The organism is Kitasatospora sp. NPDC059577 (assembly GCF_042735475.1).
Taxonomy (GTDB): domain Bacteria; phylum Actinomycetota; class Actinomycetes; order Streptomycetales; family Streptomycetaceae; genus Kitasatospora.
The window spans coordinates 32,797-58,040 of the sequence record NZ_JBHWBZ010000027.1 but is presented as its reverse complement, the minus strand read 5'-3'; the positions used below and the strand labels follow the sequence as shown (position 1 = coordinate 58,040).

General features: G+C 75.2%; 18 protein-coding genes and 3 pseudogenes. 10 read left to right on the top strand and 11 right to left on the bottom strand.

The annotated features are described in order from the left end of the window. Positions 1-114: 114 nt before the first annotated feature. The 3 genes and pseudogenes from ACFV0O_RS21740 to ACFV0O_RS21730 all read left to right on the top strand — a co-directional run. Positions 115-678: pseudogene (locus ACFV0O_RS21740) on the top strand (short-chain dehydrogenase); the annotation flags it as partial. Positions 679-855: 177 nt separating this feature from the next. Then, positions 856-2,529 (top strand): DUF885 domain-containing protein, encoded by a 1,674-nt coding sequence (locus tag ACFV0O_RS21735; protein WP_380344139.1) that lies wholly within the window; start codon positions 856-858, stop codon positions 2,527-2,529. Positions 2,530-2,808: 279 nt separating this feature from the next. Then, positions 2,809-3,531, top strand: a complete 723-nt coding sequence (locus tag ACFV0O_RS21730) for a hypothetical protein (protein WP_380344136.1) — start codon at positions 2,809-2,811, stop codon at positions 3,529-3,531. 181 nt (positions 3,532-3,712) lie between these two features. On the opposite strand, the gene ACFV0O_RS21725 is transcribed toward ACFV0O_RS21730, so the two are convergent. Together ACFV0O_RS21725 and ACFV0O_RS21720 are read right to left on the bottom strand one after the other, a co-directional pair. Beyond that, complete coding sequence (locus tag ACFV0O_RS21725; RefSeq protein ID WP_380344134.1) at positions 3,713-4,921, bottom strand: glycosyltransferase; 1,209 nt, start codon at positions 4,919-4,921, stop codon at positions 3,713-3,715. A 275-nt stretch (positions 4,922-5,196) separates the two neighbouring features. Further along, positions 5,197-5,964 carry an SDR family NAD(P)-dependent oxidoreductase gene (locus tag ACFV0O_RS21720; RefSeq protein WP_380344131.1) on the bottom strand — a complete coding sequence of 256 codons (768 nt, stop codon included), beginning with the start codon at positions 5,962-5,964 and terminating at the stop codon, positions 5,197-5,199. Between the two features lie 125 nt (positions 5,965-6,089). Between ACFV0O_RS21720 and ACFV0O_RS21715 the strand changes: the two genes are divergently transcribed. Next, positions 6,090-6,437 carry a hypothetical protein gene (locus ACFV0O_RS21715; protein WP_380344128.1) on the top strand — a complete coding sequence of 116 codons (348 nt, stop codon included), beginning with the start codon at positions 6,090-6,092 and terminating at the stop codon, positions 6,435-6,437. 69 nt (positions 6,438-6,506) lie between these two features. On the opposite strand, the pseudogene ACFV0O_RS21710 reads toward ACFV0O_RS21715, so the two are convergent. From ACFV0O_RS21710 to ACFV0O_RS21700, 3 genes and pseudogenes are all read right to left on the bottom strand, one after another. After that, positions 6,507-7,421: pseudogene (locus tag ACFV0O_RS21710) on the bottom strand (ADP-ribosylglycohydrolase family protein); the annotation flags it as partial. A gap of 112 nt (positions 7,422-7,533) precedes the next feature. Then, positions 7,534-8,367 carry an ammonia-dependent NAD(+) synthetase gene (nadE, locus tag ACFV0O_RS21705; RefSeq protein ID WP_380344125.1) on the bottom strand — a complete coding sequence of 278 codons (834 nt, stop codon included), beginning with the start codon at positions 8,365-8,367 and terminating at the stop codon, positions 7,534-7,536. Continuing rightward, the gene (locus ACFV0O_RS21700) at positions 8,364-9,293 is read right to left on the bottom strand and encodes an SMP-30/gluconolactonase/LRE family protein (RefSeq protein WP_380344256.1); all 930 of its coding nucleotides are present in this window, start codon (positions 9,291-9,293) and stop codon (positions 8,364-8,366) included. The genes nadE and ACFV0O_RS21700 overlap by 4 nt, the downstream gene beginning before the upstream one ends. A 76-nt stretch (positions 9,294-9,369) precedes the next feature. Between ACFV0O_RS21700 and ACFV0O_RS21695 the strand changes: the two genes are divergently transcribed. Further along, the gene (locus ACFV0O_RS21695) at positions 9,370-9,822 is read left to right on the top strand and encodes an Lrp/AsnC family transcriptional regulator (protein WP_360267164.1); all 453 of its coding nucleotides are present in this window, start codon (positions 9,370-9,372) and stop codon (positions 9,820-9,822) included. On the opposite strand, the gene ftsH is transcribed toward ACFV0O_RS21695, so the two are convergent. The 3 genes from ftsH to ACFV0O_RS21680 all read right to left on the bottom strand — a co-directional run bounded on the left by ftsH (position 9,812) and on the right by ACFV0O_RS21680 (position 14,592). Continuing rightward, on the bottom strand, positions 9,812-11,983 hold the full coding sequence (gene ftsH / locus ACFV0O_RS21690) for an ATP-dependent zinc metalloprotease FtsH (RefSeq protein ID WP_380344121.1): 2,172 nt from the start codon (positions 11,981-11,983) through the stop codon (positions 9,812-9,814). The two genes, ACFV0O_RS21695 and ftsH, sit on opposite strands and share 11 nt — an antisense overlap. Positions 11,984-12,132: 149 nt before the next feature. Further along, on the bottom strand, positions 12,133-12,858 hold the full coding sequence (locus ACFV0O_RS21685) for a disulfide bond formation protein DsbA (RefSeq protein WP_380344119.1): 726 nt from the start codon (positions 12,856-12,858) through the stop codon (positions 12,133-12,135). A gap of 153 nt (positions 12,859-13,011) precedes the next feature. After that, a complete protein-coding gene (locus tag ACFV0O_RS21680) occupies positions 13,012-14,592 on the bottom strand; it encodes an alpha/beta hydrolase (RefSeq protein WP_380344116.1) in 1,581 nt (526 codons plus the stop codon). 323 nt (positions 14,593-14,915) lie between these two features. On the opposite strand from ACFV0O_RS21680, the pseudogene ACFV0O_RS21675 reads away from it, so the two are divergent. Both ACFV0O_RS21675 and ACFV0O_RS21670 read left to right on the top strand, forming a co-directional pair. Beyond that, a pseudogene (locus ACFV0O_RS21675) lies at positions 14,916-15,239 on the top strand (NUDIX domain-containing protein); the annotation flags it as partial. A 217-nt stretch (positions 15,240-15,456) separates the two neighbouring features. After that, positions 15,457-15,831, top strand: coding sequence for a MazG-like family protein (locus ACFV0O_RS21670; protein ID WP_380344113.1), 375 nt, complete (start codon positions 15,457-15,459; stop codon positions 15,829-15,831). 783 nt (positions 15,832-16,614) lie between these two features. Here the strand turns inward: ACFV0O_RS21670 and ACFV0O_RS21665 are convergent. The 3 genes from ACFV0O_RS21665 to ACFV0O_RS21655 form a co-directional block, all read right to left on the bottom strand. Next, positions 16,615-17,325 carry a DUF6461 domain-containing protein gene (locus ACFV0O_RS21665; RefSeq protein ID WP_360267172.1) on the bottom strand — a complete coding sequence of 237 codons (711 nt, stop codon included), beginning with the start codon at positions 17,323-17,325 and terminating at the stop codon, positions 16,615-16,617. A gap of 273 nt (positions 17,326-17,598) precedes the next feature. Further along, on the bottom strand, positions 17,599-18,837 hold the full coding sequence (locus tag ACFV0O_RS21660; RefSeq protein ID WP_380344109.1) for a glycosyltransferase: 1,239 nt from the start codon (positions 18,835-18,837) through the stop codon (positions 17,599-17,601). A 320-nt stretch (positions 18,838-19,157) separates the two neighbouring features. Continuing rightward, on the bottom strand, positions 19,158-20,591 hold the full coding sequence (locus ACFV0O_RS21655; RefSeq protein WP_380344108.1) for a purine-cytosine permease family protein: 1,434 nt from the start codon (positions 20,589-20,591) through the stop codon (positions 19,158-19,160). A 72-nt stretch (positions 20,592-20,663) separates the two neighbouring features. Between ACFV0O_RS21655 and ACFV0O_RS21650 the strand changes: the two genes are divergently transcribed. The 3 genes from ACFV0O_RS21650 (at position 20,664) to ACFV0O_RS21640 (ending at position 25,121) form a co-directional block, all read left to right on the top strand. Then, entirely contained in the window at positions 20,664-21,389 is a 726-nt protein-coding gene (locus ACFV0O_RS21650; RefSeq protein ID WP_380344105.1) for a TetR/AcrR family transcriptional regulator, read from the top strand. Positions 21,390-21,505: 116 nt separating this feature from the next. Then, on the top strand, positions 21,506-23,143 hold the full coding sequence (locus tag ACFV0O_RS21645; RefSeq protein ID WP_380344103.1) for an amidohydrolase: 1,638 nt from the start codon (positions 21,506-21,508) through the stop codon (positions 23,141-23,143). A 1,060-nt stretch (positions 23,144-24,203) separates the two neighbouring features. Then, complete coding sequence (locus ACFV0O_RS21640) at positions 24,204-25,121, top strand: immunity 49 family protein (protein WP_380344100.1); 918 nt, start codon at positions 24,204-24,206, stop codon at positions 25,119-25,121. Positions 25,122-25,244 lie beyond the last annotated feature (123 nt).

Sequence of the window (25,244 nt, the reverse complement as noted above, 5' to 3'; positions counted from 1 at the left end):
CCTCCCCCTGGCTGCGCCCCCCCCGCCGCCGCCCTGCGCCCCACTCGCGGCCGGCGGGGCTCGGCAGAAGCCCGCGCACGGTTCGGCAGCGCTCCGACGGCGGGCCGGCAGCACTCGGCCTTGCGCCTGCTGCGCGTCGCGGTCGAGACGCACGCCGTCACCAGCCACCACGTCCTCCCACTGCTGCCGGGGCACCCGGGCGGCCTGGTCGTGGAGACGACGGACGGAACGACGGAGTACGACCGCGACACCTACCGCAACTCCGTCTTCCACGACCCGGCCAAGTCCTCCGTGTTGCGGACGGCCTTCTCGCTCGGCCACGCGCTGGGCCACGAGCCGGGCCCGCGCGGCGCCACCGCCGTCGCGCTCACCCCGGGCCGGATGCGCGCCGGGATCATGCCGGAGCACTACGGCGCCACCGAGGAGAACCGGCGCGACGCCGTGGCCGCGGAGCCGCAGTTCGGCATCTCCGAGTCCCCGTCCTTCGTCGGCCGGGCCGTCGCCACCCTCGCCGCCGACCCCGGGGTCGCCCGCTGGAACGGCGGCTCGACGTCCAGCGGGCAGCTCACCCGGGAGTACGGGTTCACGGACCGGGACGGCGGCAGGCCGGACTGCCGGCGCCACCTGGTCGAGGTGACGGACGCGGGCGGGCCACCCGCGCCGGAGGCCTACCGCTGACCCCACGGCCCGCACCGTCGGCGCGCCCGCCCCCGGCGACGGGCGGAACTGCCGGTGGAACTCCCCTGCCCCCGCAGCGTGTTGACCGCACCGCCGATCACTCCGAATAATCGGCGGGATCAGGGGCAGCCACGGGGGCGCCCCCGACCGCACCGACCGCGCCGACCAGGGGGACCCATGATCGAGCAGCCACCGCACGCCGGACTCGCCGCACTGGCCGACGAGTACTTCGACGCCGAGAACACCCACAACCCGTTCGACGCGACCCTCAGCGGCGTCGAGGGCTACGCGCACCTGCTGCCCGACCCGTCCCGGGCCGCCGCCCTGCACCACCGCGAGGCCCTGCGGGGCTTCGGCACCCGGCTCGCCGCGATCCCGCTGGACGGCCTGGACGCCGAGGACCGCACCACCCACCGGGTCCTCGCCCGGCTGATCGACAACGGGATCGGCCGGCTCACCCACGGGCTGGCCGAGTTCAGCATCTCGGCGGCCATCGTCGCCCCGCACAACGAGGCCATCACCTCGATCGCCATGGCCTCCGTCGACCACGAGGGTGCCGACGCCTATCTGGAACGGCTCGCCGGCCTTCCCAAGTACTTCGCCGCCTCCCTGGGTACCGCCATGGAGGCCGCCGCCGAGGGCCGCCACCCGCTGCGCAGCGGGGTGGACGCCGCCGTCGGCCAGCTGGACGCCCACCTGGCGAGCGCCCCCGACGAGGACTCCCTGCTGCGCCCGTTGCGGGGCCGCCCGGAGTACGAGCGCGCCCTGGCGATCGTGCGCGACGCCGTCCGCCCGGCGATCGCTTGCTACCGGGCCGGACTGGCCGATCGGCTTGCACCGGGCGCCCGGCCCGACGAGCAGGCCGGCGTCTGCCACGTGCCGGGCGGCACCGAGGGCTACGCCGACGCCGTCGCCCGCTTCACCCGGCCCGGGCTCACCCCGGAGGAGATCCACCGGACCGGCCTGGAGGCGGTCGCGGCGCTGCGCGAGGAGTTCGCCGAGCTGGGCGGCAAGGTGCTCGGCACCACCGACCCGGCGGGCGTGCTGACCGCGCTGCGCGAGGACCGCTCGCTGCGCTTCGGCAGCGCGGCCGAGATGATCGCCCTGGTGGACGGCGCCCTGGAGCGGGCCCGCCGGGCCTCGCCGGACTGGTTCCGCCCGTACCCGATCGCCGACTGCGTGACCCGGGAGGTCGACCCGATCGAGGCGGAGACCGCGCCACTGGCCTACTACCAGCCGCCGGGCCCGGGCGGGCTGCCCGGCACCCACTGGATCAACACGCTCCGCCCGGAGACCAGGTTCAGCTACGAGTACGAGGCGATCGCCTTCCACGAGAGCGTGCCCGGCCACCACCTGCAGCTCGCCGTCGCGCAGACCCTGCACCACCTACCGCTGTTCCGGCAGAAGCCGAGCGGCCAGCTGACCGCCCACGTCGAGGGCTGGGGCCTGTACACCGAGCGGCTCGCGGACGAGATGGGGCTGTACGGCTCGGACCTGTCCCGCTTCGGCATGCTCTCGCTGGACGCGCTGCGGGCGGTGCGGCTGGTGGTGGACACCGGGATGCACCACGACGGCTGGTCCCGGGAGCGGGCGATGGCCTTCATGCGGGACAACACCGCGACCACCGAGGCCAACATCCGCAACGAGATCGACCGCTACATCGCCTGGCCCGGCCAGGCCACGGCCTACCTGATCGGCCGTCGGGAGCTCGTCCGGCACCGGGAGCGGGCACAGGCCGCGCTCGGCGCCCGGTTCGACGTCCGGGAGTTCCACCACCAGCTGATCGGTCACGGCAGCCTGCCGCTGGGGGTGCTGGACGAGCTGGTCACGGACTGGATCGCCGCGCAGTAGCGGCCGGGCCGGGCGGGCGCGGCCCGGGACAGCGACCGGGCGGGGGCGGCCGGCCGGGCACGGTCGGGCGAGGTAAGGACGACCAGGGACGACCGGGCGGGTACGGACGACCGGGCACGGGCGGGCGGGGAACGCGGGTGCGGTGCGGAAACGGTTCCGCGCGCCCGGCAAAGGCTTCCTCCGCCCGGACGTGGCGTCACCCGTTCGGCCCTGTCGACACGGTAGTGTCCGCTGGCGCGGCCCCCGCCATCGGGGTGTCCGCAGCTCACGCACACCCCGATGGAGGAACCCGTGCCGGCTCCCGCCCGCCGCGCCCTGGCCGTGGCCGCGGCCGTCCTGCTCGCCGCAGCCGCCGGCTGCTCGCCCGGCGGCGGCCACACCGCCAAGGGGTCCGCCGGCCGCAGCTCCGCGCCCGCGGCCGGCGACGCCGCCCCGGCCGCGATCGTGACCGGCCCCGGCCCGAAGAGCTCCTACGAGGTCCAGCCGCAACCCGCACCCGGCAGCTGTCACTACCGCTACACCGCGGACAAGCAGCCGCTGCCCGACCCGAACTGCACGCCGGGTGCGATCAGCCCGGCGGTCAGCCAGGACAACCTCAAGGACACCATCTGCAAGACGGGCGGCTACACGTCGGGCATCCGCCCGCCGGCGAACCTCACCGGCAAGGAGAAGGCCGAGAACGCCAAGTCCTACGGCTACACCGGCCCGATGGGCGACGCCGAGTACGACCACCTGATCAGCCTGCAGCTCGGCGGCGACCCCAACGACGCGCGCAACCTCTGGATCCAGCCGCCCTCCCCCGGCCACGTCCCGGGGAAGGGTCCGAACAACCCCAAGGACTCGGTGGAGACCCACCTGCACACCGCGATCTGCAAGGGCCAGGTCACCCTCGCCGCCGCCCAGCAGGCGATCGCCACCGACTGGACCACCGCCGAGGTCAAGCTCGGCATCAGCAGGGCCGGCGGCGCGCCGACGCCCGAGGCCGACGCCGACGGGGACTGACGAATCGTTTCGCCCGCGTGCCCGGTCCGTCGGCGTACCGGTCCGTCGGCGTACCGGTCCGTGTCCGCGTGCCCGGTCCGTCGGCGCGCCCGGTCCATCGGCGCACCGGTCCGTCGGCGTACCGGCTTCGTACCCGCCGCCGGTCCGTCGGCGGGGTCACCCGGCCCCTCGTCGGCGCGGCTCAGCGCCCGAGCGACTCCACCAGCTCGGCGATGGTGTCGAACGGCCGGTACTCGGCGAACTCCGCACCCAGCGCGCGGGCCCGCTCGCGGAACCGGCCCTCGCCGAGCACCCGGTCGACCGCACGGCCGACCTCGTCCGGCGCCGGGCGACCCGTCCGCAGGTCGAGCCCCACGCCCGACCACCGGACCCGGGCCGCCACCTCCGGCTTGTCCTCGCTCGCCCCGGCCACGACCAGTGGCACCCCGTACCGCAGCGCGGTCTGCACCCCGCCGTAACCGCCGTTGGTGACCAGCACGTCGGTGTGCGGCAGCAGTCGCTCGAACGGGACGTGGTCGACGGCCCGCACGTTGCCGGGCAGGCCGCCGAACCGCTCGGCGAGCGCCCGCGGCCCCTCCGGACGTCCGGTCGCGGCGACCACCAGCACGTCCCGCCCCGCCAGGGCGGTGACGGTCGGGGCGACCAGTTCCCCGAGGTCGGTGTTGGCCAGCGTCCCCTGGGTCACCACGACGACCGGTCGCCCGCCGGTCACCTCGTCCCACCACGGCGGCAGCGGCTGCTCGCTCCCGATCGGGCCCGGGAGCGCGCCGATCAGCCGGTAGCCGGCCGGCGCGTCGCTGCGCGGATACTCGAAGCCCGGCACGGTCAGCTGCAGGAAGTGGTCCGGCACGGTCACCGCGGCCAGCCCGCGCGGGCCCTCCGGCAGCCGGACGCCCAGTTCCGCGTACACCTCCTCGGCGTGCCGGCGCAGCGGCTCGCCGCGCCGGTCCGCCTCCTCCCGCAGGGCCCGGTTGCGGGCCCGGCCCTCCTCCCCCGGCAGCGGCGGCAGCCCGGGCCCGAAGGGCGCGGTGTCCACGCTCGGCAGCATCGACGGGGTGACCCCGATGCCGATCAGGGCCGGACGCTCCGGCCGCGGCCGGGCCAGCGCCAGCGCCAGCGCGCCCTGCAGGAAGGCGTCCGCGATCACGGCGTCCGCCGGGAAGTCCGCCAGCAGCGCGAGCAGGGCCCGGTACTGGACGGGTATCGGGTCGAGGAACACGTGCCGCGCGTCGAAGGCGAGCCGCTCCGGACCGGGCGGCAGGCTCGACCGGCCGGGGAAGCTCGCGTCGAGGTCACGGTCGTCGAAGTCCGCCCCGGCGGGCAGCGCAACGAAGCGCACCCCCGCCCGCTCCGCCGCCACGGCGAACCGGGCGCCCCCGAGGAACACCACCTCGTGCCCCCGGGCGGCGAGGTCGGCGGAGACGGCCAGCAGCGGACCGGTGTGGCCGTGGGCGGGCAGGGCGGTGGTGATGATCCTGGACAGCGGGGGCTCCTGGGGTCGGCACTGCGGTTCGTGGTCGGACCCACCGTAGGGTCGCCCGGTTGACGATCGATGAACGCGCCGGCGCCCGGCACCGCCCCCGCCCGTCAGCGCCCGCCCCGGCCTGTCCTGTCCGCCGGCAGCGGCGGCCGGCGCCGACGGCGGTCAGGGACGGTCAGGGACGGTCAGCGTCCGAGCACCGCACCGCCGTTGACGCCGATGACCTGCCCGGTCACGTACCCCGCGGCCGGGGAGACCAGGTAGCCGACCGCGTCGGCCACGTCGGCGGGGGTGCCGGCCCGGCCGACCAGGGTGTCGGCGACCTTCCGGGCGTGGAAGTCCTCGCTCCACCCCGCGCCGAAGATCTCGGTCTCCTCGATGTAGCCGGGTGCGAGCACGTTGACCGTGATCCCGTCCGGCCCCAACTGCCGGGCCAGACCGAAGGCCCAGCCGTGCAGGGCGGCCTTCGCGGCGGCGTAGGAGCCGGCCGAGTGCGGGCCCGCGCCACCGCGTTGGGCCGCCGCCGAACTGATCACCACCAGCCGCCCGCCGGGCCGGCGCAACGCGCCCTGCAGGGCGGTGGTCAGCAGCACGGCGGTGAGCAGGTTGGTGTCCAGGTCGTGCCGCCAGGAGCGGGCCAGGGCGGCCAGGCCGTCGTCCTCGGGCGGGGTGATGATCGCCCCCGCGTTGTTCACCAGTGCGTCCACCGGGCCGAGTTCGGCGATCCTGGCAGCCGCCGCGCCGACCGCCTCCGGGTCGGTCAGGTCGGCGACCACCGGGACGACCCGGCCCGGGCCCACCGTCCACTCGATCTCCTCCTTGGCCTGCTCCAGCACGGCCGCCCGGCGCCCGACGACCACCACCCGGTACCCGTCCCCGGCCAGCCGGGCCGCGATCGCCCGGCCGATTCCGGTGCCGCCGCCGGACACCACCGCGAGCTGTTCCCCCGTCACTTCGTCCCCCTCGCACGTCGATCCACGCGGTCGGGTCGCGGGCACTCCCGCCCCTTCGGTTCCCGACCGCCTCCCCGGTACCGTAGCGAGGCACGTGATCGGGTCGGCACCGGGGGACGGGCGCAATGACATCGACGGACATCAGGGGGAAGGGCCGGGAGACGTCCGACGCGGTCCTCGCCGTGGTCCTGGGCGGCCTGGCGGCGACGGCCGACGGATGGCTGCTGTCGTTGTTCCTGGAGGGCGCCCGGGCCTCGAACGCGCGTCGCGACGCGGTGAACGCGACGCTCCTCCTGACCGTCCTGATCCTCTTCGCCGCTCTGCTGGGCTCGCTCGCCGCGGGCCGCCGGTCGACCCCGCACCGCCGCTGGCGCTGCGCGATGCTCGGCGCCGTCCTCGGCAACCTGGCGCTCCCGGCGCTGCTGGTCGTCGCCATGGTCGTCCACCCGCCGACCGCGTCCATCCCCTGGTAGGCGCCCACCCCCGCGTGGGCGCCCACGGGCCGGCCGCTCCGGGCTGCCTGCGCCGGACTGCCCGGACCGTCAGCCGAACGACGCCAACCGACCAACCAGGTCGAGCAGTTCCGCAGTCCGCCGAACCCGCCCGCCGAACCCGGGCAGCGTCAGGTGCAGCGGCTCGGTCCAGCGCCGCGGGACGGCATCCAGGCCGTACCGCGCCCCGGCCAGCCCACCCGTGACGGCGGCGACGGTGTCGGTGTCGCCGCCGAGGTCGATCGCGGCGCGGAGGGCGGGCTCGAACCCGTCGGTGGTGCGCAGCGCCCAGACCGCCGAGCCCAGGCAGGGCCAGACGGCGCCGTTGGGCTCGGTGGCCCGGTCGGGATGCCAGTCGGGGGCCAGGACGGTGGCGTAGCGCGCGCGGCTGTCGGGGTCGACGTGGGCCAGGACCTCGGCGATGCCGTCGAGCGGGTCGGCACCGTCGAGGGCGAGGCGGACCAGCTCGTGGAAGATCGCCGTGCCCTCCCAGGCGACACGGTCCCCGTGGGTGAGGGCGGCGATGCGGCGCCCGGCGTCCATGGTCGTCTGCCGTCCGGCGCGGGCGAAGGCGACCGCGGAGGTCGAGGCGCGCATCAGGGCGCCGTTGCCGGCGGCGCGCAGGGTGGTGTTGAAGTGGACGGCGGCCGCGAGGTCCCAGGGCAGTCCGCTGGTGAGGACGGACTCGGTCTGGATGCCGATGTCCTTGGGGTCGGCGGCGGCCCAGCGACGGAACCGGTCGAAGATGTCGGGGAGGTCCAACCCTCCTCGCTCGACCAGGGATTCGGCGACCAGGACGGCCATCTGGGTGTCGTCGGTGGCCTCGCCGCGCGCCCATCCGCCACCCGCGACCAGCTCGCCGGGGGTGTCGGGGAAACGGGCCGAGAAGGCGCCGGCCGGGCCGAACTCGTAGGGCGCGCCGAGGGCGTCGCCCACCGCCGCACCGACGACGGCCCCGGCCTCGCGCCCGCTCCGGGCCCCGCCGTGCCGCCGTCGCGGTCCGTCACCGTGCCACCGTCGCGGTCCGTCACCGTGCCGCCGTTGCGGTCCGCCGCCGCGCGGCCGTCGCGGTCCGCCGTCACGGCCGGCCCGGGACGATGGGCAGGCCGCGCTTGTGCTCGGTGCGGCGGTAGTGGCCGAGGACGGTCGCGAAGACCTCCTCGCCGACCGGGCGGCCCTCCAGGAAGTCGTCCAGGGCGTCGTAGGTGACGCCGAGCGCGTCCTCGTCGGGGCGGCCGGGGGCGAGGTTCTCCAGGTCCGCGGTCGGGGTCTTCTTGACCAGCTCGGCGGGAGCCCCCAACACCTCGGCGATGGAACGCACCTGACGCTTCGTCAGTCCCGACAGCGGCATCACGTCGGCGGCCCCGTCGCCGTACTTGGTGAAGAAGCCGACGGCCGCCTCCGCCGCGTGGTCGGTCCCGACGACCAGTCCGCCGTTGGCGCCCGCCGCCGCGTACTGGACCACCATCCGCTGGCGGGCCTTGACGTTGCCCCGGACGAAGTCCTCGTGGGCGTGGTCGGCGAAGGTCAGGCCGGCGGCGAGCAGGGCGTCCAGGGCGGCGTCGGTCGCGGGCTTGACGTCGACGGTGAGCAGTTCGTCCGGTTCGATGAAGGCGACCGCCCGCCGGGCGTCGTCCTCGTCCGCCTGTACCCCGTAGGGCAGCCGCATCGCACAGAACGCCGCCTCGTACCCTTCGGCGCGCAGCCGGTCGACGGCGAGCCGGCACAGCCGTCCGGCGGTGGTGGAGTCGACGCCGCCGCTGATCCCGAGGACGAGGGTGCGCGCGCCGGCGGCCCGGGTCCGGTCGGCCAGGAAGGCCACCCGGCGGTCGGCCTCCCGCCCCGGGTCGGGGACGGGTGCCACGTCGAGGGCACGGGCGATCTCCCGCTGGACGGCCAGGGGCTCGGTCATTCGGACTCCTCGGGGCTGGTGACGCGGAACGGGCCCGTCATCGTCGTCACCAGCGAGTACAGCGAGGTGGTGGCGGTGATGAACAGGCGGTTGTTCTTCGGGCCGCCGAAGGTGAGGTTCGAGACGGGTTCGGGGACGAGGATACGGCCGATGAGGGTGCCGTCGGGGGCGTAGCAGTGGACTCCGTCACCGAAGGCCGCCGCCCAGAGCCGTCCGTCGAGGTCGAAGCGGATGTTGTCGAAGTGCGCGCCGACGCCCTTGACGAAGATCCGGTCACCGGTGAGGGTGCCGTCGTCCTGGATGTCGAAGACGCGGATGTGTCCGGCCCGGCTGTCGTTGACGTAGAGCTGCCGCTCGTCGAGGGAGAGGACCAGCCCGTTGGGGCCTTCGAAGCCGTCCGCGGCGATTCGCACCTCGCCGGTGTCCGGGTCGATCCGGTAGACGTTGCGGGCGCCGATCTCGGATTCGGCGCGGTGGCCCTCGTAGTCGGTGGTGATGCCGAAGTCCGGGTCGGAGAACCAGATCGCGCCGTCCGAGCGGACCACCGCGTCGTTGGGCGAGTTGAGCCGCTTTCCCTGGAACCGGTCGGCGAGGACGGTGATCCGGCCGTCGTGCTCGGTGCGGGTGACCCGGCGGTTGCCCTGTTCGCAGCTGATCAGCCGGCCCTCGCGGTCGAGGGTGTTGCCGTTGGGGTGCCCGGCCGGGGAGCGGAAGACGCCGACCGTGCCGGTGGCCTCGTCCCAGCGCAGCAGGCGGTCGTTGGGGATGTCGCTCCAGATCACCTGGCGCCAGGCGGGCAGGTAGAGCGGCCCCTCGGCCCAGCGGCAGTCGCCGTACAGCTTCTCCAGCCGGACGTCGCCGTTGGCGCACCGACGGAACCGGTCGTCCAGGATCTCGTACAGCCCGAACTCGATGGTGCCAGACATCATTCACCTCATGCCGCAGTTGACCGAATGTCGTTCCGACGACCTGGAGTATGCCAGAACGCGGTATGGTCCCACCATGGCCACCACCGATCACCTCGACGACACCGACCGCGCGCTGCTCGCCCTGCTGCAACGGGACGCCGGGCAGGCGTACGCGGCGCTGGGCAAGGCCGTGGGGCTGTCCACGGCGGCGGCGCACGAGCGGGTGCGCAAACTCCGGGAACGCGGCGTGGTCCGCCGCACCACGGTGGAGGTGGACCCGAAGAGCCTCGGGCTCGGTGTGCTCTCCTTCGTGATGGTGGACTCCTCCGCCTGGATGGGCGACTCGGCGCAGGCGTTCGCCGCGATCCCCGAGATAGAGGAGGCGCACATCATCGCGGGCAACGCCTCGGTGCTGGTCAAGGTGCGGACGACGACCACCGAACAGCTCCAGGACGTGCTGCGGCGCCTCTACGCGATCGACGGCGTGAACGGGACGCAGGCGACCGTCGTGCTGGAGACCTTCTTCGAGCGGCCGCCTACCCCGTAGGGTCCCGGAAGTCCGGCGGGCGGGGCTTCTCCAGCGACACCGGGGACACCGTGGGCCCCGGGGGCACCGTGGCCACCGGCGCGTCCGACGCCCCCTCCGCCGCCTCCGGCCCCTTCGGGTGCGTCAGGATGTCGAGGACAAGACCGCCGTCCACCGTCTCCCGGGCGACCAGCAGCCTCGCCAACTCGTCCAGGTGGTGCCGGTGTTCGGTCAGCAGCCCGAGGGCCCGGCGCTCGGCCTTCCGCAACAGGTCCGCGACCGCCTCGTCCACGGCGCGCTGGGTCCGCTCGGAGTACGGGCGGCGCAGCAGGTCCTCCGGACTGTCGCCGAGGTAGTGCGGGCTGCCGCTGGAGTAGCCGACCGGGCCGAGTTCCGGGGACAGGCCGAACTCGCGGACCATCCGGGTGGCGACCGAGGTGGCGTTGGCGAGGTCGTTGGCGGCACCCGTGGACCCTTCGCCGAAGACCACCAGCTCGGCCGCCCGTCCACCGAGCTGGACGGTGAGCAGATCGGTCAGGTAGCCCTCGCTGTAGAGGTGCCGCTCCGCCTCGGGCAGCTGCTCGGTGGCGCCGAGGGCGACACCGGCCGGGAGGATGGTCACCTTGGCGACCGGGTCGGCGTGCTCGCACAGCGCGGCCACCAGGGCGTGCCCGGACTCGTGCACGGCGACGGCGTGCCGTTCCTCGGGCAGCAGCGCGTTGGAGGACTCCCGGCGGCCGAGCAGCACCCGGTCGCGGGCGGCGTCGAGGTCGTCGGCGGTGAGGGTGGCCCGCTCGGCGCGCACGGCGTTGATGGCGGCCTCGTTGACCAGGTTGGCGAGGTCGGCGCCGGAGAAGCCGGGGGTGCCGCGGGCGATCCGGTCCAGGTCGGCGTCCGGGGCGAGGGTCTTGCCCCGGGTGTGCACGGCCAGGATGGCCGACCGTTCGGCCTGGTTGGGCAGCGGTACGGTGACCTGCCGGTCGAAGCGACCGGGGCGCAGCAGCGCCGGGTCGAGGGCGTCCGGCCGGTTGGTGGCGGCGATGACGACGATGCCGGTGCTCTGGTCGAAGCCGTCCATCTCGGCGAGCAGCTGGTTCAGGGTCTGCTCGCGCTCGTCGTTGCCGCCGACCCGGGTGCCGCCCGCCCGGCGGGCGCCGACGGCGTCGATCTCGTCGATGAACACGATCGACGGGGCGCGCTTGCGGGCCTCGTCGAAGAGGTCGCGGACCCGGGACGCGCCGACGCCGACGAACATCTCCACGAAGCCGGAGCCGGTCACGGACAGGAACGGCACCTCGGCCTCTCCCGCGACGGCCCGGGCCAGCAGGGTCTTGCCGGTGCCGGGCGGCCCCACCATGATCACCCCGCGCGGCCCCTTGGCGCCCGCGGCGGCGTAGCGCTCCGGACTGCGCAGGAAGTCGACCACCTCGCTGACCTCCTGCTTCACCCCTTCGTACCCGGCGACGTCGGCGAACCCGGTGGCCGGCCGCTCGGCCTCGATGATCTTCGCCCGGGAGCGGCCGATGGCGCTCAACCCGCCGCCCAGCGACTTCGCGGCCATCCGGCCCGACCAGAGGAAGAGTCCGCCGAAGAGCAGCAGCGGCAGGAACAGCAGCAGCGTGGACCAGAGCGAGCTGCCGCCGGCGGAGCGGGTGCCGGTGACGGTGACGTGCTGGTCGCCGAGTGCCCGGCTGAGCTGGGAGGTGTCCAACGCGGTGGGGATCTGGCTGGTGAAGCGGGTGCCGTCCTTGAGCGTGCCGCTGACCGCACCGGTGTCGCTGACGTTCACCGTCTGCACCTGGCCGGTGTCGACCCGGTTCACGAAGTCGGTGTAGGCGTAGCGGTTGCCGGGCCTGCCGGGGCTGGAGAACAGCACCAGCAGGAGCAGCGTCGCCAGGACGGCGACGGGCAGCAGCCAGCGGCGCCACGAGGGCGGCGGGGGCTTGGGCGGGCCCCCGGGGCCCTGCTCGGGGCCGCGGCCCGGACCTCGGGTGGGGTCGCGGCCCGGGCCCCGGGCGGTGTTCCAGCCGGGGCTCCGGCCGGGATCGCGCTTCGCCGAAGGACCGGGGCGCGACGCCCGGTCCGGCGCCGGACCCGGCCCGGCGGGCGGTCCGGAGCCCGGCCCGGAACCGGAAGGTGTCGCGGCGTGCCGGGCAGTACCCAACCGGATTCGTGCGATCATCCACGCTCACCGCCTCTCGGGGGCCATAGAGCCTCCGCCTCCATGGTCGGACGCTCGGCGCCCGGACGGGAGTCCGAAGGCCGGCGGTACCGCTCCGGTCCCCCGCGCCCACCCCCGCCGCGGGCGCCGGGACCGCAGTCCCCGGCGGGTCAGGAGAAGTCGAGCGAGCCCGTCCGGGTCCGCTTGAGCTCGAAGAACTTCGGGTACCCGGACAGCAGCCGGACGCCCTCGAACACCCGGACGGCGTCCTCCCCGCGCGGTATCGCGGTCAGCACCGGGCCGAAGAAGGCGACGCCGTCCACGTGGATGGTCGGGGTGCCGACCTCCTCGCCGACCGGGTCCATGCCCTCGTGGTGGCTCTTGCGCAGCGCGATGTCGTACTCGGTGCTGTTCGCCGCGTCGGCCAGTTCCTCGGGCAGACCGGCCGCGACCAGGGCCTCCCGGATGACCGCGTCGTCGGCGGGCCGGTCCTGGTCGTGGAACCGGGTGCCGAGCTCGGTGTACAGGTCGCGCAGCACGTGCTGGCCGTGCTTCTCCGCGGCCGCGATGCAGACCCGGACGGGGCCCCAGCCGGTGGTCATCAGTCGCTGGTAGCGCTCGGGCAGGTCGGTGCGGCCCTCGTTGAGGACGGACAGGCTCATCACCCGGAAGGTGAGGTCCAGCTCGCGCTGGCGGTCGACCTCCAGGATCCACCGGGAGGTGATCCAGGCGAACGGGCAGACGGGGTCGAAGTAGAAGTCGACCTTGGTGGCCTTCGGCTGGCCGCCGGTCGCGGTGTCGGTGGTCCCGGCGCCGGCAGCGGTGCCGGTGGTCGCGGTGGTCGTCGGGTCGTTCGCCAGGTCGTTCGGCTGGCTGTTCGTCAGGTTGTTCGTCACGTCGACGAGCCTAGCGGCCAAGTGGACCACTCAACAGATCCAATCCATACCGCTTTTATTGGGCCACTTCGGGCTGCTCCGGGCCGGTCGAGGCCGGTTCGGTCCGATTCGGTTCGGTCCGGTCCGGTTCGACCCCCGGCCGGCGGCCCGCTCTCAGCTGCAGGTCGTCCCGTCCGGCGGCACCGTGCCGTCCAGCAGGTAGGCGTCCACGGTCTGCTTCAGGCAGGGGTTCCCGGTGTTGTAGCCGCCGTGTCCCTCGCCCTGCAGGGTGACGGTCACACCGACGCCCGCGCCGAGCTGCTGCGCCATCGCACGGGCGCCCTCCACCGGGGTCGCCGGGTCGCCGGTGGTGCCGACCACCAGGACCGGCGCGGCGCCCGGCGCGGCGACCTCCGGGTGGTCGCCCTTGCCCGGGACGGGCCAGCCGGTGCAACCCGTCAGTCCCCAGGCGGTGAAGGCACCGAACACCGGGGAGGCGGCCTGGAAGGACGGCAGCTGCTGCTGGACGTCCTGGTCGGAGTAGCGCTGCCGCTCGTCCACGCAGCTGATCGCCCGGTTCGCGGCGCTCAGGTTGCTGTAGTGCCCCTGCGCGTCACGCCCGTTCAGGCCGTCGGCGAGCTGCAGCAACGTCGTACCCGTGCCCTGGTCCATCGCCTCGGTGAGGCCGGCGGCCAGCGCGGGCCAGCTCTCCTGGCTGTACAAGGCGCCGGCGATCCCGGTGACGCCCAGGGACTCGGTGAGCTGCCGCCCGTCCTCGGTGGGCAGCGGTGACTGCTCCAGCTTCTGCAGCAGCGCGACGACCTTCGCGGTGCCCTCGTCACCGCCGGCACCCGTCGGGCAGGAGGCGCCGAGCCGGGCGGCACAGGCCTTCATGAAGTCGCCCAGGGCGAGTTGGAAGCCCTGGGCCTGGCCGAGCGCGGACTGCTCCGGGTCCTTCGTCGGGTCGACCACCGAGTCCAGCACCATCCGGCCGACCTCCTGCGGGAACAGGTGCGCGTACACGCCGCCGAGCTGGGTGCCGTAGCTGATGCCGAAGTAGGAGAGCTTCGGGTCGCCCAGCACCTGCCGCATCAGGTCCATGTCCCGGGCAGCGCTCTCGGTGTCCACGTACGGCAGCACCGCCGCCGAGTTGTGCTCGCAGGCGGCGACGAACTGCGCGTTGCTGTCGTCCAGGGCCTTCACCGCAGCCGGGGTCTCCGGGGTGTCGTCGACGGCCGCGGAGGCGTCCGTCGCCTTGTCGTCCAGGCACGCCACCCCGGCACTGGCGCCGACCCCGCGCGGGTCGAAACTCACCAGGTCGTAGCGGGTGTTGAGGGAGGCGTAGGCCGGGGCGAGCGCGGGCAGGGTAGCCACGCCGGAGGCGCCGGGACCGCCGAAGTTGAAGAGCAGCGAGCCGATCCGGTGCTGCTCGTCCTTGGCCTTGCTGCGGATCAGCGCGAGGTCGATCGTCCTGCCGTCCGGCTTGGTGTGGTCCAACGGGGCCTTGAGGGTGGCGCACTGCCAGTCGGCGGCCGGCGCCGTGCCGGTGCCGCCCTGGGCGGCGACGGGGGCGCCGCATGCGTGCCAGTCCAGCTTCTGGGCGGCCGGTCCGGTGGCGCTCGCGGAGGTGTCGGCGACCGGGGAGGTCGGCGCGGGCTCGGCGGCGGACGGGCCGTCGCCCTGGCAGCCGGTCGCGGCGGTGAGCAGCAGCGCGGCCAGGCCGAGCGATCCGGCGCTCCGGACGACGGTGTGCATGGGGCGGGTCCACCTCTCGGGTCGGCCGGTCACCCTGGCGCGCGGCGGGACGGCGTGCGCCCGGCGCACGGCCCGGTCGACGCACCACAGACCCTAGGCGCCGGGATCCCGCGCTGCGTTCCGGAAGCCCCCGGCCGGGGGCGCGCGCCGCGCGCCCTGCCACCGGCCACCCGGGTGAGGGTTCACCCGGCCCACCCGGCCCACCCGGCCCACCCGGCCCACCCGGCGGCGCCCTTACCGCCGCCGGCCCGCTCGCACCGGGCGCCGGGCACCGGGCACCGGGCATCGGGCACAGAGGGCGAGTCGAGCAACGGCGCCACCGCGTGCGACGAGGCCGGCCACGCCGACGTCGACAGCGTGGCCGCCTTCGTCACCGACCACCGCCAGGAGATCCTGCTCCGACTGCGCGACGACACGCCGGACATCCAGTGGCCGCCCACCGGGTCGTCCCCGGCGGACACCACGAGCCCGGCGAGACGCCGCACCGCACCGCCGTCCGCGAGCTGCGCGAGGAGACCGGGCTGGACGTGCCCGGGCTGCGCCCCCACCACCCGGGCCCGCTCCCGGGCCCGGACGAGGACGAGGACGAGGACGACGCGCCCGCCCGTCGGCCCGCCTTCCACGCGGTCGTGGACGTCGACCCGTCCGAACCGGTCCGCGGCGAGGGCCTGGCACTGCGGCTCCTCCCGATCGCCGAGGCGCCGGGGATGAGGGTTCCGCCGGACCTCGACGTCCACCTGCGCCGGCTGCGGTCCCGGTTGGCGGCCGGGGCGGTGGCGGGTGCAGCGACCGGGCGCGGGCCCGCGACCGGGACCGGGACCGGGACCGGGACCGGGACGCCGCCTCCCGCGCCGGGGCCGGGGCGTGATCGACGCCGTCCACCGCCACCGGGCGCTCCTCGGGCAGCCGCTGCCGACGCTCCGGGTGATCGAGATCCAGGAGGAGGCCGGCGAGGTCGCCGAAGCCCTCCTCGGCGTGCTCGGCGCCGACCCCCGCAAAGGCGTCAGCCACACCGTCGCCGACCTTCGGGGCGAACACTGCGAGGTGATCACCGCCGCCGTAGTCACCCTCCGCGACACCACCCCGGATCCGGCCGCCGTCCTCACCGCCCACCTCGCCGCCTGGCACCCCGGACGCACGGGCGCCGCCGGCCGGGGAGGCGCCGGCCGGGGAGGCGCCGGCCGGGGAGGCGGGGTACAGGTCGGACCTCCCCGGGAGGGCCCGGGGGCTGACGGCTGAGGCCTCGCGGCCGGCGGCAGGGTCGGGCGTTCGGTGTCACGGCGGTGGCCGGCCCGGCCGGAGGCCTCCCGCAGCCGCCTGACCTCGACGACCGGACGCGGCACGTCCTGGCGGGCGGCGGCGATGAAGTCGACGTCGGCGTCGACCTCGGGGTCCGGCCCGACGACCCGGCGGCCGGCGGTGACGCGGGTCAGGTAGCGCTCGTCGTCCTCCTCGGCATCGGCGCGCAGCCGTACGAAGCTCTCGCCGCCGATCCCCTGCCGGGTCTCCGTCCAGCCCACCCACGGCCCGGGGGTCGCTGCGGCGACACGGTCCTCGATCGCGGTCGGTTCTTCCTCGGACCGCATGATCGGATCCTTCGCCGGCCTTCGGCCGGGTGTCAACGTCCGGTTGCCGTGGGCGAGATGCCGATGCCCGTGCGGGCGGCAGGCCCCGGGCAGGCCCGGCAGGAGAACCACGGGGCAGCCCCTCGCCCACCCTGCCGATCGGCAGGGTCCAGCCGGGAATCCGCGCCCGAGAACCTCCCGATCGGCACATGTGTGCACGTCCGGTGCCGCGCAAGGATGGCGGTCATCGAGGGCCCTGTCCACGGGCCCGGGGAGGAGGCCCGTCATGGCCGAGGTGTCCGCCGTCTGCACGGTGTTCGCGGTGTCCGCGGCGCTCGCGCTGCTCTCTGGATCGGCCCGGTTCGCGGCGCCTGCCCGGTTGGCGGCCCTGACCCGGTTCGCGATGCTCGCGGCGCTCGCCAGGACCGTCACCGCCCGCGCCGCGCGCACCCGAGGCTCACCCGGGCTGCATCCCCGGCGTGCCGCGAACGGCGTACGCGGGAAGGCGCAGCCCGTCGAAGACGGCCCGGGGCAGGCTCAGTCCGAAGCGCCGCTCGACGGCGCCGAGGGTGCGGCGGCGGGCGTCCGCGCCGCCTCCGCCCGCGGGGGCGGACGGGGTGACGCCGTCCGTCTCCAGGACGCTCGCGGCGACGAGGTCCGGCACCAGCAGGTCGGGCTCCTGGCCCCAGCGCCAGCGCTCCTCGCCGAGGCCGAAGCCGCACAGCACGGCGCCGTCGCGGGCGTAGTCGAGGAGTGCCGGCGGCTGCTCGGGCATGGGGCGGAAGTGGACCACCTCGACGCCGTCGCGCGCTATCTCGGTGAGCAGCTCGCCGCCCGTGGAGTCGCCGTACTCGATGGCGAACGACCAGCCCCCGCACTCCCCGACCCGGATCACGCCGTCGCTGTCGTCGCCGGGGCGGTAGACGTCGATGTCCAGGGTCCGGATCTCGGTGCCGCTGATCGGTGCGGTCCCCGCGGCCGGGTCGGCGCCCATGCGGCGGGCGAGTTCCTCCGGCGGGATCCCCCGGGCGAACACGACCCCGCCGACCTCACCGTCCGTGTCGGGCCCGCCCGTTCCCGGCGAGCCGGTGCCCGGCAGGCCGACCTCCGCGAGCCACTGGATGCCGTCGCCGTCCTGCCGGGATCCCTCGCGCGTACCGTCGGTCATGCCGCCCTCCCCTCGCGCCGGCCTGCGGTGGCCGGGCGCGCCGGTGGGCACCCTAACGGACCGGGCCGATACCGGGAGCCCGGTAGCCGGAACGCTGCCGGAACGGGGCCGCCCGTGGCCGACGCACCACCCGGGCCGTTCGGAGGGACGGCCTTGCGGAGGCCGAACTCATCCGGCCCGGGTGGCCGTTCGCCCGGCCGCACCGAAGCCGACGCCCTCGGCTCGCCAGGCCTCGCCGCACCCATCGCCCTCGGCTCACCCACCGCCCTCGGCTCACCCGGCCCCGTGCGTCCCGACCCGGTCGGCCACGGCCTCGAACAGCAGCTTCGCGGCCACCTCCGCCCCGTCGGTGCGGATCGTCCCGGCCACGGCCCGCGCGCGTGCGCGGGTCTCGGGCGCCAGGGCCGTGGTGAGCGCGGCGGACAGGGAGTCGACGGTCGGCACGGGGTCGGGGTGCGCGGCGCCGATGCCCAACTCGGCCACGCGGGCGGCCCAGTGCGGCTGGTCCGCGATCCGGGGGACGACGACCTGGGGCGCACCGGCGAGGGCCGCCGCGGTGGTGGTGCCCGCGCCACCGTGGTGGACGACGGCGGCCGCCCGGCGGAACAGCGCCTGCTGGTTGACCTCGCCGACGACCAGGCAGTCGTCCCCGTCGTCGACTGCCGCCAGACCGGCCCAGCCGCGGGCGAGGACCACCCGGCGGCCGAGTGCGCGGCCCGCGTCGACCGCGACCCGGGCGATGCCCTCCGGGGCGTGCGCGGCCATGCTGCCGAAGCCCACGTAGACGGGCGGGTCACCGGCGTCCAGGAAGGTTTCCAGGTCGGCCGGCAGCGGACGGTCGTCGGGCAGGATCCACGCGCCGGTCTGCACCGGGTCGAGTTCGGTCATGCCCTGCGCGGGGCAGAGCGTCGGGTCCGCGGCCACCCACGGCCGCTCCGTGAGGACGTGGTCGCGGACGTTGTCGACCGGCCGCAGGCCGAGCACCGACCGGTGACGGTTGAGCGCTTCGCCGTACAGCCCGTTGACCCGCTGGGCGTCCTGCTCCCACAGCACCCGGTGGTCGGTCTCCTCCTGCGGGGACGGCGTGCCCGGCCGCGCCCCGGGCCGGAAGTGCTGCGACGGCAGTCCGAGGATGTGGAAGCAGGCGAGGACGTACGGGATCCCGAGGTGCTCGGCGACGTCCCGCGCACCGGCCGGCATCAGTCCGGTCGCCAGGATCGCGTCGCAGCCCTCGGCCGCCGCTCCGAGCACGTCGAACCGCGCGTCGACCAGCGCGGGGGCGAGCCGGAACGCGTCCTGCGCGGTGGGTGGCTTCGGGCCGGCGACCACCGAGTACACCGTCGGACCGAGTGGCACCAGCGGCACTCCGATCCGGGCCAGCAGGTCCACGAACTCCTGGTCCGGCGGCGCGCACACCCTCACCTCCGCGCCGAGCCCCTGCAGCGCCGCCGCCAGTCCGGCCAGCGGTTCGACATCGCCGCGCGATCCCCATGTCGTCAACAACACGCGCATTTCAGGACTCCCGTTTCCGCAGGTCACAGCCTCTCGACCAACGATTCTGCGCTCCACCCGGGGCCTTGCCGCAAGCCCCGGGGTGCGCTATAGCTTGGAAGTGGCAGGGAGTGCGATCTCCCTGCCGTTCTCGTGTCCGCGACTCGTGTCCGCGACCCGTGTCCACACCCCGTGTCCGCGACCCGTGTCCGCGACCCGTGTCCGCGACCCGTGTCCGCGACCCGTGTCCGCGACCCGTGTCCGCCGCCGTTCCGGCGGCCCACGGGCCGGGCTGCCCGCCCGGCCCGCCCGACCCCTCGACCCACCGGCCCCGGCTCACGTCACACGCAGCGCCGCATCAGCAGGGCGTACGCGACGGCCGCCACGGCGATGCCCGCGGGCAGGGCCAGGTCGACGCCGGTCAGGGCGGCCACCGGGCCCGTGTAGAGGGTGTCCACGCAGAGGGCCGCGCCGACCACGCCGCCGGTGAGGGCGAGGGCGCCGGCGGGGTTGAAGCCCGCGCGGTACCAGAAGGGACTGTCGGGGCTCTCGTCGCCCAGGGCGCGGCCGTCGTAGCGGTTGCGGCGCAGCAGGATGTCGGTGGCGTAGATCGCGGTGCTGGGGCCCAGCAGGACGACGGTCAGCTGGAGGACGTTGCTGACGGTGTCGAGGAAGTTGGAGACCAGCAGCGCGTACAGGGTCAGCGCGACCGCGACCGCGCCGTCCACCAGCACGCTGAGGGTGCGTCGGATGCGGATGCCGACGGCCTGCAGGGCGAGGCCGGCGCTGTAAGCGGTGAGGGCATTGACGGCGATGGTGCCGATGACCAGGGACAGCAGGAAGACCGGGTTGAACCAGCCGGGCAGGATCCGCTGCAGGGCGGCCTGCGGGTCGGTCATGTCGACGGCCGTGGCGCCGAGCACGCCGAGGCCGCCGACCACGACGCTGGGCAGGAAGCCGCCGAGGGCCGTCCAGCCGAGGACGGCGCGGGGGGAGGTGCTGACGGGCAGGTAGCGGGAGAAGTCGGCGCTGGTGGTGTAGGAGAGCGGCCCGGAGGCGATCAGGGTGACGCCGGCGAGGACCGCGGCCCACAGCCGGCCGCCAGTGAGCGGTTCGGGTTGGGTCCAGCCGAAGTCGGCGTGCCGGACGATGGCGTAGCCGACGACCGCGAAGGCCGCGGTGAGCGCGAGGGTGATCGGCAGGTAGAGCCGGACGATCACGGCGTGGCCGTACACGCTGATGGTGAGCGTGAGCACGACGATCGCGACCACGATGGCGATCTTGATCGGGGTGGTGGGGGTGAGTCCGGCCCGCTCGACGAGTGAGAAGGCGGCGACGGCGGCCGCGGCGAGGTTCAGCGCGAAGTAGCAGACGGAGATCATCCAGCCGGTGACGGCGTTGTTCACGCGGTTGCCGCGCACGCCGTACATGGCGCGGGTGATGACCTCGCTGGGCGCGCCGGCGGCCGGCCCGGAGACGGACAGCAGGCCGGTGCCGAGCCAGAACAGGTTGCCGGTGACGACCACCGCGAAGGCCTGCCAGAGGCTGAGGCCGGTCAGTACGAGCGCGCCGCCGACGACCAGGTTGAGGTAGTTGACGTTGGCCGCCGCCCAGACGGAGAACAGTTCGCGGGCGCGGCCACGGCGTTCGGTTTCGGGGATGTGATCGATGCCGTGGACCTCGACCCGACCGTTCCGCTCCTGCTGGTGCGGGGTGGCGGCGGGTCGGGAGAGGTCCGGGGAGGTGTGGGGGTGGTCCGGGAGCGTGGACGCCATTGGGGGCCCTCCGTGGGGGGTGTCGTGCCCACCTGCTTGCTTATTGGTCGCACACTCAATAGCATCCGCCACATGACGTCAAGCGTTCAGCGCAAAAGGGTTCGCAAGTCGCCCGACGACCGGCGGGCAGAGATCGTCGGGGCCGCGGCCGAGGTCGCCCTCACCGAGGGCCTGGAGTGCATCACCCTGCGCCGGATCGCCGAGCAGCTCGACGTCCGGCCCGGCCTGATCAGCCACTACTTCCCCGCCGTGGAGGACCTCGTCGCCGAGGCCTTCGGCAGCGCCGCCACCGCCGAACTGGAGACGCTGCTGCCCGCCGACCCGCAGGACGGGTCCCCGCTGAAGCACCTCACCCGCTTCTTCGCCCGCACCACCGGGCCGGACTACGACGACATGAGCCGGCTCTGGCTCAACGCCCGCCACCTCAGCCGCTACCGCCCCGTCCTGCGCGACCGCGTACTCGCCCAGGAGAAGGACTGGCGCGGCCGGCTCAGCGGCGTCATCGCCGCCGGGGTCGACCAGGGCGAATTCCGCACCGGGGAGCCGGTCCTGACGGCGGTCCGGATCCTCGTGGTGATCGACGGCCTGGCGGGCCACGCCAACACCGGGCTGGGCAACCACCCGTCCGCCGTCACCCGCCTCGCCGCCGCCACCGCCGAACGCGAACTCGGCCTGGCCGACGGCGTCCTGGCCACCCCGGAGCCCGCCGAGCACCCAGAGCTTCCCGGCACCACCGACACCACTGCCGCCGTCACCCCCACTGCCGCCGACACCACCGACGCCACCGAGCAGCCCTGACCCCGCCGGAACCCCGCCGTCCACCGGTCCCCGGTCCGGCACCGACCGGCCCCCGGCACCGACACCGGCCGGTTCCCGCCCCGACTCCCCCACCCCGCGCGACCACTGGAGCCGAAGTGCGTACCTCCCTCGTCCTCCTCTCCGCCCGCCTGCTCGACCCCGCCGCCGGCGGCTTTCTCCCGCAGACCGCGCTCGCCGTCGTCGACGGCCGGATCGCCGCCCTCGGCGACGACCGCACGATCCGCGCACTCGCCGACCCCGCGACCACCGTGATCGACCTCAAGGGCGCCGTGGTCACCCCCGGCCTGGTCGACGGCCACCTGCACCCGGTCACCGGCGCCGAACTCACCCACGGCCTGGACCTCTCCGGCTGTGCCGACCTGGACGCCGTCCGCACCTCCCTCGCCGCCGAGGTCCGCCGCCTCGACCGCGGCGCCTGGCTGCACGCCTGGGGCCTGGACCCGAACGCCTTCGGCGACCGCCCGGTGGAGTCCGCCGCGCTCGCGCCCGTCCTGGACGGCGTCCCCGCGCTGATCCAGCTCTTCGACGCCCACTCCATGCTCGCCAGTCCGCGCGCCCTGGAGCTGGCCGGCGTGGACGGCCCGCGCACCTTCGACCAGGCGGCCGAGGTGGTCTGCGACGCCGGCGGCCGCCCCACCGGGCTGCTGCTGGAGGACGCCGCCTGCGAGCTGGTCGAGCGCGCCGCCCCGCAGCCCACCCGCACCGAGCGCCGCGAGCGCCTCGCCGCCGCGCTGCGCGCCATGGCCGCCGCCGGCCTCACCGGCGGCCACGCCATGGACGCCAACGGCGACAGCCTCGACCTCTACGCCGAGCTGGACGGGGCCGGCGAACTGCCGCTACGCCTGCGCGTCGCCCCCTGGTGCCAGCCGGGCGTGGACGCGGACGGCCTGCGCGCCCTGGTCGGGCAGCAGCACCGGGGCGGGCGGCTCTGGCGGGTGGACGGCGTCAAGCTGTTCATGGACGGCACGATCGACAACGGCACCGCTTGGCTGGAACGCCCGGACTGCCACGGCGAGTCCACCCACGCCTTCTGGCCCGACCCGGCGCACTACACCCACGTCATCGGGGAACTGCACCGGGCCGGCGTGCCGACCGCCACCCACGCGATCGGCGACGCCGCCGTCCGGCACGCGCTCGACTCGATCGAGAAGGCCTCGGGCACGCGGGCGCCGGGCGGGGCAGCCCCGGGCGTGCGGCACCGGATCGAGCACATCGAGACCGTCCCCGACGAACTCCTCCGCCGCTTCGCCGAGCTGGGCGTGACCGCCTCCATGCAGCCCACCCACTGCTGCGACTTCACCCGGGCCGACCACACCGACAACTGGTCCCGCCGCCTCGGCACCGAGCGGGCCGACCGTGCCTGGCGCTGCCGCGACCTGTGGGACGCGGGGGCCACCGTCGTCCTCGGCTCGGACTGGCCGATCGCCCCCTACCCGCCGCTGGGCGTCATGGCCGGCGCCCGGCACCGCCGCCCGACCCGCGACCTCGACCAGCCCCCGCACAACCCCGGCCAGGCACTCACCGCCCTGGAGGCGCTGCGGGCGATGACCGTCAACGCCGCCCACGCGGCCGGCGAGGAGCAGTCGGCGGGCCGGCTCGTCGTCGGTCACCGCGCCGACCTCACCGTGACGGCCACCGACCCGCTCACCACCCCGGCCACCGAACTCGCCGACCTCCCCGTCCTGCTCACCGTCCTGGACGGGCGGCCCACCCACCGGGCAGACTGCCTCTGACGGACCGACCGCCCGCCGATCCGTCCCCGGTTCCTGCCGCCTGAACAGCAGGCGGCTCCCGCGGCCTGAACACCGGGCGGCCCCCGCGGTCTGAACACCGGGAAGCCCCGCTCCCCACCCCCGAACGGGGACGCGGGGACGCCCGGTCCCGCCGCGCGTGCCCGACCGAGGAGCACGATGCTCCGCACCGCAGCCACCGGGGTGCTCGCCGGCTCCTTCGCCTGGGTGGCGCGCCCGCTGCCTTCGCGAACCCCACCCCGGACCAGCCGGGGCCGCCGAACCAGACCTGCCAGGACTTCCTGGCGGCCGGCGGATCCGCCCCGGGACGCACCAGTTCCTCCCCCGGCTCCCCTTCGACGAGCCGGGCTCCGGCAGCCGGCCGAACGGCGGCAAGGGCGGCTAGGGCGGCCAGGCCTACGGCGCCGCGGGCGCGCCGTCCCAGTACGACGTCGCCTGCTATCAGCAGTTCGTCCACTCGACGACCTGACGCCCGGCCCTCCGGCCCCGAGGCCCGGCAACCCTGACGCCCACACTCGACACCCGGCACCCAGCAACGCATCCCCCGTCGCATCCGGCCTCCGGGAGGGCTCCCTGCTCGACTCGGCGGAACTCCCTCGGCACTCCGGAGCCCCTCGGTGATCGACGATCCGCCCGGTGTCGACCGCCTCCGACCACTGCACCCGGTCGAGGAGCGGTCGCGAACCGCCCTACGCGACAGCAACGTCGGCCCCGGCGGCCCCGGCGAGTCAGCCGGACGGAGCGTCGGAGCACAGGGAACCCCGGAACACCGGGAACGGCCCGCGGCCGATGGACCGGGCTCCGCCGCGTACCCGCTCCGCGGCACACGCGTGGGCACCGCGGACCCCCGGAGCACCGCCCGGTCCGCCATCCCCTTCACCTTCACCGCCCCGGTTCACGACGCGCCGGTCCACCTCCACGGGACCACCGCGGCCCGCCCCCGCTGAACTGCACGCATTGTCGGTGGCCGCTGCTAGCGTGCCCCCGTCAGCACAAGATCGCGGAACACGTGTCCGCGGCACCGACGGGGAGGCGGCAGCAAGTGGTGGAAGTGGCGTGCCACACGGTGGCCCAGCAGCGGATCCGGGACGCCCTGGGGGACGTCAACGGCCGGGTCCGCCGCCACTGGTACGACATCGAGGACGACCTGACCATCGGGTCGGTCCGCGCGATGGGCGAGGAACTGCTCGACCACCTCGGCGCCCTCTCCCTGGAGGACCCGGCGCTCGCCGGTGCCGACGCCCGCGCCGCCCTGTGGACGGCGGCCGAGTGCTCGCTCGGCGTGCTCCAGCTCGGCTGCTTCCCCCGGGGCGACTTCACCGTCCCGTTCCCGTACATCGGCGAGACGCTGGACAGCGAGGACATCACCTTCGGCGCCACGATCGACTTCGCACCCACGGCCGCGACCTGGGTGGAGGCCTTCGCGATGGGCGTGATCAGCGGCCTGCTCCGGGACCGCGACCGGATGCTCGGCCCGCTGCTCGCCGACGACTACGCACCCGCGATACGCGAGCACCTGCCCCACTCGGACCGGACCTCGGTCTCCAGCCCGCCCGACCTCGCCGGGATGGACGCCCTCCGCCGCTACCTCTACATCGTGGAGACGGAGCGCTCGCCGTGGGTCGCCCCCGGACCCGTCCCGCTGCGCAAGCCGGACGCCGGGGAGCGCGCGGCCGCCGCCGCGGCCCTGGACGCCGCGGGCGCGGCGTGGGCGGACGGGCTGAGTGAGGACCAGATGCTGCTGCGGGTCCTGCTGGAGGACGACCGGGAGGCCTTCGAGGAGGCACTCGCCACCCGCCTCGCCCGCCACCGGACCGGCACGCCCTCCACGGCCCGGCCCCGCACCCTGCTCCCGGTCGTCCCGATCGCCCTCGCCGCGCTCGCCGTCCAGGCGCACGGCTGGGAGCTGGGCACGACCTCCGGCTACCTCCCGGCGGCCCTGGTCGGCACGGCGGGCTGAACCGCCCCCGCACGGACCACCCCTCCCCACCGGTCCGGTCCGGTCCCCACCGGCCCGGACCGGTCCGAAGGCCCGTCCGGCGGGCCCGTCCGGCGGGTTCGCGCGACGGCGCCGCCCGGCGGG

What these genes read in the sequence shown, in the direction of transcription:
- ACFV0O_RS21735 (WP_380344139.1), top strand. Translation starts at nt 856, where the DNA reads ATGATCGAGCAGCCACCGCACGCCGGACTCGCCGCACTGGCCGACGAG.
- ACFV0O_RS21730 (WP_380344136.1), top strand. Translation starts at nt 2,809, where the DNA reads ATGGAGGAACCCGTGCCGGCTCCCGCCCGCCGCGCCCTGGCCGTGGCC.
- ACFV0O_RS21715 (WP_380344128.1), top strand. Translation starts at nt 6,090, where the DNA reads ATGACATCGACGGACATCAGGGGGAAGGGCCGGGAGACGTCCGACGCG.
- nadE (WP_380344125.1), bottom strand. Translation starts at nt 8,367, where the DNA reads ATGACCGAGCCCCTGGCCGTCCAGCGGGAGATCGCCCGTGCCCTCGAC.
- ACFV0O_RS21700 (WP_380344256.1), bottom strand. Translation starts at nt 9,293, where the DNA reads ATGTCTGGCACCATCGAGTTCGGGCTGTACGAGATCCTGGACGACCGG.
- ACFV0O_RS21695 (WP_360267164.1), top strand. Translation starts at nt 9,370, where the DNA reads ATGGCCACCACCGATCACCTCGACGACACCGACCGCGCGCTGCTCGCC.
- ftsH (WP_380344121.1), bottom strand. Translation starts at nt 11,983, where the DNA reads ATGATCGCACGAATCCGGTTGGGTACTGCCCGGCACGCCGCGACACCT.
- ACFV0O_RS21680 (WP_380344116.1), bottom strand. Translation starts at nt 14,592, where the DNA reads ATGCACACCGTCGTCCGGAGCGCCGGATCGCTCGGCCTGGCCGCGCTG.
- ACFV0O_RS21665 (WP_360267172.1), bottom strand. Translation starts at nt 17,325, where the DNA reads ATGACCGACGGTACGCGCGAGGGATCCCGGCAGGACGGCGACGGCATC.
- ACFV0O_RS21660 (WP_380344109.1), bottom strand. Translation starts at nt 18,837, where the DNA reads ATGCGCGTGTTGTTGACGACATGGGGATCGCGCGGCGATGTCGAACCG.
- ACFV0O_RS21655 (WP_380344108.1), bottom strand. Translation starts at nt 20,591, where the DNA reads ATGGCGTCCACGCTCCCGGACCACCCCCACACCTCCCCGGACCTCTCC.
- ACFV0O_RS21650 (WP_380344105.1), top strand. Translation starts at nt 20,664, where the DNA reads ATGACGTCAAGCGTTCAGCGCAAAAGGGTTCGCAAGTCGCCCGACGAC.